An 8,221-nucleotide genomic window follows, 5' to 3' on the forward strand; every position below is an offset into this window, starting at 1 on the left:
AGGAATGAAGCCAGGCGCTTCATGTTGTAGCAGGCCGCCATCATCGTCATGGCCGCCGTGGCACGCGCCTGCCCGATCGTGCGCACGAACTTGCCCCCCAGATGGCGGATGCCGGCGAACACATGTTCGACCTTGGCCCGCTTCTTGGCAATGCGCCGGTTGCGCTTGTTCTGGCACTCGCTCAAGGGCTTGCCCGGGCGCGCACGGCGCTGCATCGCGTCCACCAAGCCCAGCACTTGCAGCATCTGCTGCCTCTGGCGGCTCGGGTAGGCCTTGTCCGCATGCACCGCCCGCCCGGTGTTGTGCATGTCCAGCACCTCATCGAAGTGGTGCCCGTCGTGCTCGCTGGCCGTGCCCGTGGCGATGGCGCGGATGAAGCCGTGCTTGAGGTCCACGCTCACGCTCAGCTTGTAGCCGAAGTAGCTCCTGCCGTGCTTTTTCGTGTGCGTGGCCTCCACGTCCTTTTGCCTGCGCTGGGCATCGCTCCAGTCCGGCTGCCCGCCTTGCGCCAGGCACTGTCTGTCCTCCTTGCCGATGCGCTGGCGCGGCGCAGGCACCAGCGTCGCATCGATGGCCTGCCCGCCCCGCGCGATGTAGCCGTGGCGCTGCAGTTGCGCATCCACCCCCTGCAACAGGGCCGTCACTCCCTCCACTCCCAGTCGCTCGCCGAAGCGCCAGATGGTGTTGCGGTCCGGCACGTTCATCGCATCCTGCAGCAGACAGAAGCGCTGGTAGCTCGCCCGATCCAGCAACTGATATTCCATCTGTTCATCCGACAGGTTGTACAGCCGCTTCAGGACCAGGATGCGCACCATGACCTCGGTGGGGTAAGCGGGCCGCCCACCCTTGCGGCCATCGCCGCGCTCAATCAACGCATCCACCAGCCCGGCCAGTTCGCCGAAGTCGATGTGCCGCGCGATCGCCTGCAGCGGGTCGCCCACCTCATCCCTCTTGTGCTGGCGCGACGCCTCTGCGAACAGGTCGAACTTCAGTGCGCTAGGCGGGGTGATCATGGCAATGAGAGGGGCAGGCGTTCTTGGTCAGCAAGGGATTTGATGGGTTTTGAGAGGTTCCCTTGGGGCTATGCACTCCGGAACTCGGGGGCAAGGTCAGAGTTGTTACTTCTTTGCAGGCATGGCTTCATTCAACCTCGAACGCAATCGGAGATTTGCTGACGCGAGTTAATTTAATGAATGCAGGATTAGGCTGCTGCTTCGCCATGCACCACAGCTTGGCCCTCTTTCTGCCCAAAATTGAGAAGCTCGATGTCACCCATATATCGAACTGGATCCTCATCGGAGAAGGCAACGATGTAATCTTGTAGCCAGCGATGCTTTGCTAGCTCAGCCTCGCGGCCATCAAGATCAACTGATTCGGCGACGAAAATTGCCTTCGCCAACTCATAGCATTGGGGTACATGATTGCGGACGAAGTGAACAAAATGAACTCCATTTTGAAAGCAAATTAGAGCATCATCTTGGACGTGCTGTATATCCTCAGCGGCGAATCTGCTGCCGGTACGAAGCATTTCAATAACGCTTCTATCAATCACGACCCGTGGGTAAATGGCTTGCTTCTGCTCAAGCTCATATGCGACGGCGAGAGCATGGCTGTAGGTGAGGCTGCCAGACTTGAAATGCTGCTCGAATGCAATACCTCCCCGGATCAGCAGACCACTTTGAAGAAATGCTCGCTGAACTTCTGCAATAGTCGAAAGAAAGTCTGCAATCCTTGTCGAGGCATTTGCGGCAATTATGATCGTGTCGCTGATCGCTTGATATGCCAAATCAGTCTCATTGATCGAGCCGAGCACTGACAGGGCTGCCTCGAGCTTCGATTTAAACGTCTCACGTCCAGAGGCGCGATCCGCCTTAAGGTGATTGCGATACGCGAGAACGTCAAGCAGGGCAACCAAGCTGTAGGTCTTTGCCATGATCGTCTAATTGAGGATAGCAGCAAGTTTTGCGACTTCTGCACTGTATTCGTGCATTCGCTTTACCCATTCGCCCCAGACTGCGCCACGGTAGTAATCGCCGTCGGATGAGGCTAGCTCAGTGTCTTTCTGGTCGATGTCAAAAATGGCTTTCCCAACGAGTTGGGCAACTGGCGCCATTGGACCAACATCCCGGATTGATGCAACGAACGGCTCGGCTAGGAGTTGAGGAGATAATGGCTCTAGTCGCTTTAGTGCAGGGTTGGTCAACATTGCAATCAACGCGTCCTTCACGCGCCCCTCCCACTTCAAATAGGACGCCTTTTTCTGACCAGCTCGATGTATCTTGTAGTTATTGAGGATCGCACCGTAGAACTTAGTGGTAGGAAAATAGGCCTCAAGGCCAAAGGGGGCGAGGGACGCTACAACGGCCTCATGCCGAGAAAGCCAGTCGCTAATAATAGCCCCCATCCCCTGGACTGCTTGAAATGAGAAGCGGTCGGGTGCTGTAGGAATGAAAACGCCATCACAAGAGAGGATCACCATGCGTGTTATCGACCCTGCGCTTGGGCCAACGTCGCAAAGAATGTAGTCAAAACCGTGCAGACTGGCTAGATCACGGAACATGCGAGTGAGCACGGCGTAAGTGTTCTTTTCGTGCACCGCTTCTGTGATTGCCTGGGCAATTGCAACTGAGAAGTTCTGCTCAGCACGCGAGAAGTTGATATCTCCCCGGAAGAGGAATAGATTCTCGTAAATGGGAGAGGCTGGAAGATGTATTTTGCTCGCGTCGATCCGTGCGGCATCGCCATCGAATCGGGGCTTGAGGGCCTCATAGATGGTCGTGCCGGGAAGCGGAGCATCTGGGTCGTCGTAGCTCTCTGTAGAGCAGAAGAACAGCTCTGTACAGTTGCACTGAGGGTCGCAGTCAACCAAAAGCACCTTCTTAGATTCGATCTTCGCCAGATAAACGGCTAGATTGAAAATTGTAGTTGTCTTGGCGACTCCACCTTTGTTGTTGTATAGGGAGATGATCTTTGTCACTGTTGAGCCTCAGTTAGGTTCGCGACTTGTTGCGCGCAAGTTTGAGTTGCGCGCCTGTTGGACGCTGATGCCGTTGCCTGCACCGCCCTCCGGAAAATTTATCTCGTAGGTTCTGTGGATAAGCATGGCCGATGCAGAATATTCTGAAAAATGCCCCCTCTTGAAAGTGGATCGCAACCTGGGTTTGCGATCGTCTCATTGTTCAGGCACCCGAGTATAAAAATGCCACTAGCCCCCAGCAGGCTTGCATCAAACCAATTATGACTGCCAAGGACGTTGTCTAGGCGCGCGAGGGCAAGTCTTGGGCTGTGAGCGCTCAGGGAGGTGCGTCGCTGACAAGAGATGCTACGCAGCATCGCCACCCCACTCGGCCTCATAGGGGCAGGGGGGCGGAGTGACGGTGCTCCGCGAGGACCGTGTCCGAAGATTCGGGGGGCTATCTCACCGGGTTATCGACATTCCGGTCTCTCTCGATCCTTTCTGCACTGGGCAACCGCAGTTCAATCGCTGCGCCGTCCATGTGCCATGTGTGCGTAGCACCGAGTAATGGGGACGCAACAGCGAAAGCCCGCACAACAAAGCGGTTCCATGATTGCAAATGCGTAGGCTGAATGCTCATGTCGAGAATTGTGATGCCTACCCAGTAGCCTACCCATTGCACCGTCCATGCCCAACCCTTGCCCGGAGCGTCCGGTATCGGCATGCCGCAAGCCGCCTTGGCCCTGTGGCACGGGTAGAATCCGCAACCCTGGAGACTTGGGTGAGTGGTTTAAACCAGCAGTCTTGAAAACTGCCGACGGGCAACCGTCCGTGAGTTCGAATCTCACAGTCTCCGCCACCCCGACAGGACGGCCCTTCCTCCCGGGACATCGTCCTCGCACCGTCCGGCCGGGCGCCGGCGGCACCTAGAAGAAACCGGCGCGCCCGCGAACCTCGGCCAGCATGCGCACATCGGCTCCCACCTGGCCGATCGAATGCCACACCAGGTCGGGCCCTTCCGACAGCGCGTTCAGCGGACCGAAGTGCGCCATGCCCCGCCCCTGCCCCAGCAGCCGGGGCGCCAGATACACCAGAAACTCATCCACCGCCCCCGCGGTCACCAGGGCCCCGTTGAGCTCGGCGCCGGCTTCCACGTGGAGTTCATTGGCGCCACGCCGTGCCAGATCCTGCAGCATGTTCCCGAGGTGCACCCGGCCGCCCTCCTCCGCAGGCAGGCAGACCACCGTGGCGCCCCGCTCCACGAGCGCGGCCTCGCGGCCCTCATCCCGCACGGCGGTATAGATCACGACCTGCCGGGCCTGTGCGCGCAACAGCGCGGCCTCCGGCGGGGTGCGCAAGCGGCTGTCAACGATCGCCAGCCAGGGCTGGCGGGGCGTATCGAGGCCCCGCACATCCAGGCGCGGATCATCCGCGAGGACCGTCCCGATCCCCGTCAGGATCGCGCAGGCGCGCGCGCGCCAAGCATGGACGTCCTTGCGGGCTTCCTCCGAGGTGATCCACTGGCTGCGGCCATTCGGAAGCGCTGTAATTCCATCCAGCGAGGCCGCCACCTTCAAACGCACCCAGGGAATGCCGCGGACCATGCGGCTGAAGAACCCCCGGTTCAGTGCCTTGGCCTCGTCCGCCCCGGGCCCCACCTCGACAGTGACCCCCGCCGCGCGCAGCCGCGCAAACCCCCGCCCGCTCACCAGGGGATTGGGGTCCGGCAGCGAGGCGACGACCTTCCCGATGCCGGCCTGCACCAGCGCATCGCAACAGGGACCTGTCCGGCCCTGATGGGAACAAGGTTCCAGCGTGACGTAGGCGATGGCCCCCTGCATCGAGTGCCCCCGGGCCTTGGCGTCCCTCATCGCCATGACCTCCGCATGCGCCTCCCCCGCCCGCTGGGTACTGCCCAGGCCCAGGACCCTGCCCGCCGCATCCGCAATCACGCACCCGACCCTCGGGTTGGGTGATGTGCGGTACATCCCCTCTTGCGCCTGGGCGTGGGCCAGCCCCATCAATTCCTTCGGACTGAACAGGGCGGTCATGGCAACTTCCATGGAAACGCATTGCCCGGCGCAAGGGCCAGGGTGAGTGAACGGTTTTTCTGGGAGAGCGAACGGTTGTGGAGGCCATTCCCTCCGCGTGCAATTGTTCGTAACATCTTCAGCATGAAAAGTCGAAGCATTGTGCAGCAACCGATCCGGCCGCCCGGAGCTCGTCCGCCACGGGCCATGCGCGGTTTCTCGCTGATTGAAGTGCTGGTGGCCATCGTCGTGCTGTCGTTCGGAATGCTGGGTGTCGTAGGCCTTCAGGCCTACGCCGTCCAGGCGAACCGCGATGCCCGCATGCAGGCCCAGGCCGCGAACCTCGCCAGGGAACTGGCCGAAATGATGCGGGGCAACAAAGCCGTCGGGGCCAAGCCCGGCGTGCCCGGCAGCACGCCAGATAACCCATATATTGTGGATCTGTCGGGCACCATGTCTTCCGGGCCATCGGAATACTGCATGATCGTGTCCAACGCCTCCACGGGGTGCACCACCGCCAAGGCAGTCGCGGCAGCGGAAATGACCGAGTGGCTCACACGGCTGCGCGCCGAGTTGCCTGGCGCCCGCGTCGTGGTCTGTTTCGACAGTGCCCCTTATGACTCCAGCGGCAAGGGCCAATGGGATTGCACGCCAAGCAGCAGCGGCATCGCCGTCATCAAGATCGGCTGGACACGCAACTCCACCGACCGCAGCGCAACGGGCACGGCCGTCATCCAGACGGCAACGCAGCAGGACTCGGTGCCTTCGCTCATCTTCCCCGTGACGAGCGGCAACTCCCAAGGCGATACATGATCTTCTCCAAGCCCCGCCCGCACCCTCTGGGCACGCCATCGCTGCAGCGACGTGCCCGGCTCCAGCGCGGTCTGACGCTGGTGGAACTGTTGGTGGCCATGGCCATCAGCACCTTCGTGGTCCTCGCCGCAGTGACGGCGCTGGTCATCTCCAGACAGGGTTTCACCAGCGTGGATGCCGAGTCCCAATTGCGGGACAACGCGCGCTTCGCGGTCGATCTGCTCCAGCGCCTCGGCGTGCAGGTGGGCTTCCAGGACGTGCAATTTGCCGCAACGCCCGTCCCCCCGAACACCACAGGCCTGGCGGCAGACCCCGATCCGAATATTTTCGGGCTCAATAATCAATCGAGAGCCACGGGCGACGCCTGGAGCGATGGCACGGCCCGATCCGCTGGTAGCGTGGGCTATGGCAGCGACATCCTTGTCCTGCGCTTTCAGGTGGCTGCCGCTCCCTGGGACACCGCATCGGGCCCAAAATCCGACAAGGCGGTCATCGACTGTTCCGGCAACACGGTCACTACCGTGCCCACCGACCGGTACGACCGCATGCTCAGCATCCTGCATGTCGGCGTGGCCGTCGACGGCGAACCTTCGTTGATGTGCTCGCGGTCCGACACGGGCAGCGCGCCATTCGACGCCCAGCCGCTGATCAAAGGGGTCGAGAATTTTCAGGTGCTCTATGGCGTGGACGGGATAGGCCCGGGCAACACCGCGGCAATCGCCGCAGCCTCTGTGGATACCGTACCGGAGCGATACCTTCGCGCCGATCAATTGACCGTCAGCGGAAACGATGCCGCCACCAGGGCCAACTGGAGGCAGGTTCGCAGCATCCGTATCGGAATGGTCTTGCGCGGCCCACCCGGATCCGCCGTGGACAACACCACCAGGACGCTCTATCCGCTCGGCTCCGCCACGTCGACGGCCTCCGGCACGATCGGCTCCGCCTTCGCCTCCACAAACGATCCTGGCACGTCGTTCAGCACTCCCACGGATGGAAGGCTGCGGCAGACAGTGACCTTCACCGTTCACCTCCGAAACGCCCAGGTAGCGAAACAATGATGCCCAATCACCTGCCGTCCCCGGTACAGCCCAGGCTGTCCAATGCCCGGGCCCCACAGACAGGCGCATCCCTGATCGTGGTGATGCTGATCCTGATCGTCGTCTCCATCCTGGGCGTGGGGGGCATTCAAATTGCCATGATGGCCGAGAGAGCCACCCGCAGCGACAGAGACAAGCAGATCGCCTGGCAAGCCACCGAGGCGGGATTGCTGGATGCGGAATACGACATCCTGGGCCTGCCCGCCGGATCGGCTACCAGGCGCGACTCCATCTTCAAACTGAAGGCCACGGACATCTCCCAGTTCATTTCGGGCTGCGGGTCCTCTGGAGCGACAAAAGGACTTTGTGCCTACATCCCATCGACGAAACCGGCCTGGCTCACCGTGAACTTCGACGCCACGGGCAGCAGTGCCGCCACAGCCGAATTCGGGGCATTCACCGGCCGCGCCTTTCCCTCCGGCACCGCGGGTATCCAGCCGGCAAAACCACCCCGCTACATCATCGAACCGATTCCCGATCCTTCCTACTCTCGCACGGAGAATCCCGAGGGTATGCGATACATATATCGTGTCACCGTAATGGGTTTCGGTCCCAATACCGATACCCAGACGGTACTTCAGATGATTTACCGTAATTGAGATCCGATCATGCCGTTGCACCAACTTATCAAGCACATTCCCTCACCTATGCGGCGTGCGAGCACATGGGCATTGATCTTTGGCGTGCCTGTTGCAGCCATTTCATTTCTGGCCTTTGGTCTCAGCACGCCCCCCCTCATTCCCACACTACCCCTGGCGACCGAACCTCTGTACGCCAACTCCACATTAGATAAGCCAGCCATTGCCTTGGCTCTGTCGGTGGAATATCCCACGGTGGGCGCTCAATACACCCCCAGCGGTGATACGGACAACACCTATTCCAACACCACCGAATATCTCGGCTACTACGACTCCGAGAGCTGCTACCGCTACAACGACAGTCCGAGCGAAACCATTCCGACGGGCTTCACCCAAGCCGACTACAAGCGCTTCGATCGGACGGGCGCGGCAACCAGCCGCAAGTGCAGCGATGCTTTCAGTGGCAACTTCCTGAACTGGGCCACCAATTCGGCCATCGACATGCTCAGATTGGCCCTCTCGGGCGGGGATCGTTATATCGATACCACCAATCTCACGATCCTGCAGCGAGCGGTCATCCCCAACGGCTTTGTTGCACAAATCAGTTCGAAGACGGCATAGCCCCAACCCCAGACGGATTTATGCCATGGCGGCCACCAGAACGGTTTGAGGACGACCGATCTGGCTGAAGCGGTTGAGTACGGCCACGCGGACATGCAACTCCACCACCTGATGCTCGAACGTGCG

Annotated in this window: 8 protein-coding genes, 1 tRNA gene and 1 pseudogene; 5 read left to right on the forward strand and 5 right to left on the reverse strand. The window is 60.6% G+C overall.

What is annotated here, in order from left to right:
* The 3 genes from AX018_RS23820 to AX018_RS23825 form a co-directional block, all read right to left on the reverse strand.
* A partial coding sequence (locus tag AX018_RS23820) for an IS5 family transposase (RefSeq protein ID WP_111882700.1) occupies window positions 1–1,010 on the reverse strand: 1,010 nt, incomplete at its 3' end.
* A 191-nt stretch (window positions 1,011–1,201) separates the two neighbouring features.
* A complete protein-coding gene (locus tag AX018_RS25030; protein WP_146749436.1) occupies window positions 1,202–1,933 on the reverse strand; it encodes a hypothetical protein in 732 nt (243 codons plus the stop codon).
* A gap of 6 nt (window positions 1,934–1,939) precedes the next feature.
* Complete coding sequence (locus tag AX018_RS23825; RefSeq protein ID WP_111882703.1) at window positions 1,940–2,977, reverse strand: ParA family protein; 1,038 nt, start codon at window positions 2,975–2,977, stop codon at window positions 1,940–1,942.
* A gap of 750 nt (window positions 2,978–3,727) precedes the next feature.
* Here AX018_RS23825 and AX018_RS23830 point away from each other — a divergent pair.
* Window positions 3,728–3,815, forward strand: a tRNA-Ser gene (locus AX018_RS23830).
* Window positions 3,816–3,882: 67 nt separating this feature from the next.
* On the opposite strand, the gene ribD is transcribed toward AX018_RS23830, so the two are convergent.
* Complete coding sequence (gene ribD / locus AX018_RS23835; RefSeq protein ID WP_245951817.1) at window positions 3,883–5,007, reverse strand: bifunctional diaminohydroxyphosphoribosylaminopyrimidine deaminase/5-amino-6-(5-phosphoribosylamino)uracil reductase RibD; 1,125 nt, start codon at window positions 5,005–5,007, stop codon at window positions 3,883–3,885.
* A 186-nt stretch (window positions 5,008–5,193) separates the two neighbouring features.
* Between ribD and pilV the strand changes: the two genes are divergently transcribed.
* From pilV to AX018_RS23855, 4 genes are read left to right on the forward strand one after another with little or no spacing between them, the layout of a single operon-like run.
* Window positions 5,194–5,799, forward strand: a complete 606-nt coding sequence (pilV, locus tag AX018_RS23840) for a type IV pilus modification protein PilV (protein WP_111882709.1) — start codon at window positions 5,194–5,196, stop codon at window positions 5,797–5,799.
* Window positions 5,796–6,857, forward strand: a complete 1,062-nt coding sequence (locus AX018_RS23845) for a PilW family protein (protein ID WP_111882712.1) — start codon at window positions 5,796–5,798, stop codon at window positions 6,855–6,857. Before pilV ends, AX018_RS23845 begins: the two co-directional genes overlap by 4 nt.
* Window positions 6,857–7,495, forward strand: coding sequence for a pilus assembly PilX family protein (locus tag AX018_RS23850; protein WP_111882716.1), 639 nt, complete (start codon window positions 6,857–6,859; stop codon window positions 7,493–7,495). Before AX018_RS23845 ends, AX018_RS23850 begins: the two co-directional genes overlap by 1 nt.
* A 9-nt stretch (window positions 7,496–7,504) precedes the next feature.
* Window positions 7,505–8,095 carry a hypothetical protein gene (locus AX018_RS23855; RefSeq protein WP_245951820.1) on the forward strand — a complete coding sequence of 197 codons (591 nt, stop codon included), beginning with the start codon at window positions 7,505–7,507 and terminating at the stop codon, window positions 8,093–8,095.
* A gap of 18 nt (window positions 8,096–8,113) precedes the next feature.
* Here the strand turns inward: AX018_RS23855 and AX018_RS23860 are convergent.
* Window positions 8,114–8,221: pseudogene (locus tag AX018_RS23860) on the reverse strand (IS5/IS1182 family transposase); the annotation flags it as partial.

This window comes from Paracidovorax anthurii (assembly GCF_003269065.1).
Classification (GTDB): domain Bacteria; phylum Pseudomonadota; class Gammaproteobacteria; order Burkholderiales; family Burkholderiaceae_C; genus Paracidovorax; species Paracidovorax anthurii.

Coding starts and splice junctions, on each gene's coding strand:
- AX018_RS25030 (WP_146749436.1), bottom strand. CDS start 1,933: ATGGCAAAGACCTACAGCTTGGTTGCCCTGCTTGACGTTCTCGCGTAT.
- AX018_RS23855 (WP_245951820.1), top strand. CDS start 7,505: ATGCCGTTGCACCAACTTATCAAGCACATTCCCTCACCTATGCGGCGT.
- AX018_RS23845 (WP_111882712.1), top strand. CDS start 5,796: ATGATCTTCTCCAAGCCCCGCCCGCACCCTCTGGGCACGCCATCGCTG.
- AX018_RS23850 (WP_111882716.1), top strand. CDS start 6,857: ATGCCCAATCACCTGCCGTCCCCGGTACAGCCCAGGCTGTCCAATGCC.
- pilV (WP_111882709.1), top strand. CDS start 5,194: ATGCGCGGTTTCTCGCTGATTGAAGTGCTGGTGGCCATCGTCGTGCTG.
- ribD (WP_245951817.1), bottom strand. CDS start 5,007: ATGACCGCCCTGTTCAGTCCGAAGGAATTGATGGGGCTGGCCCACGCC.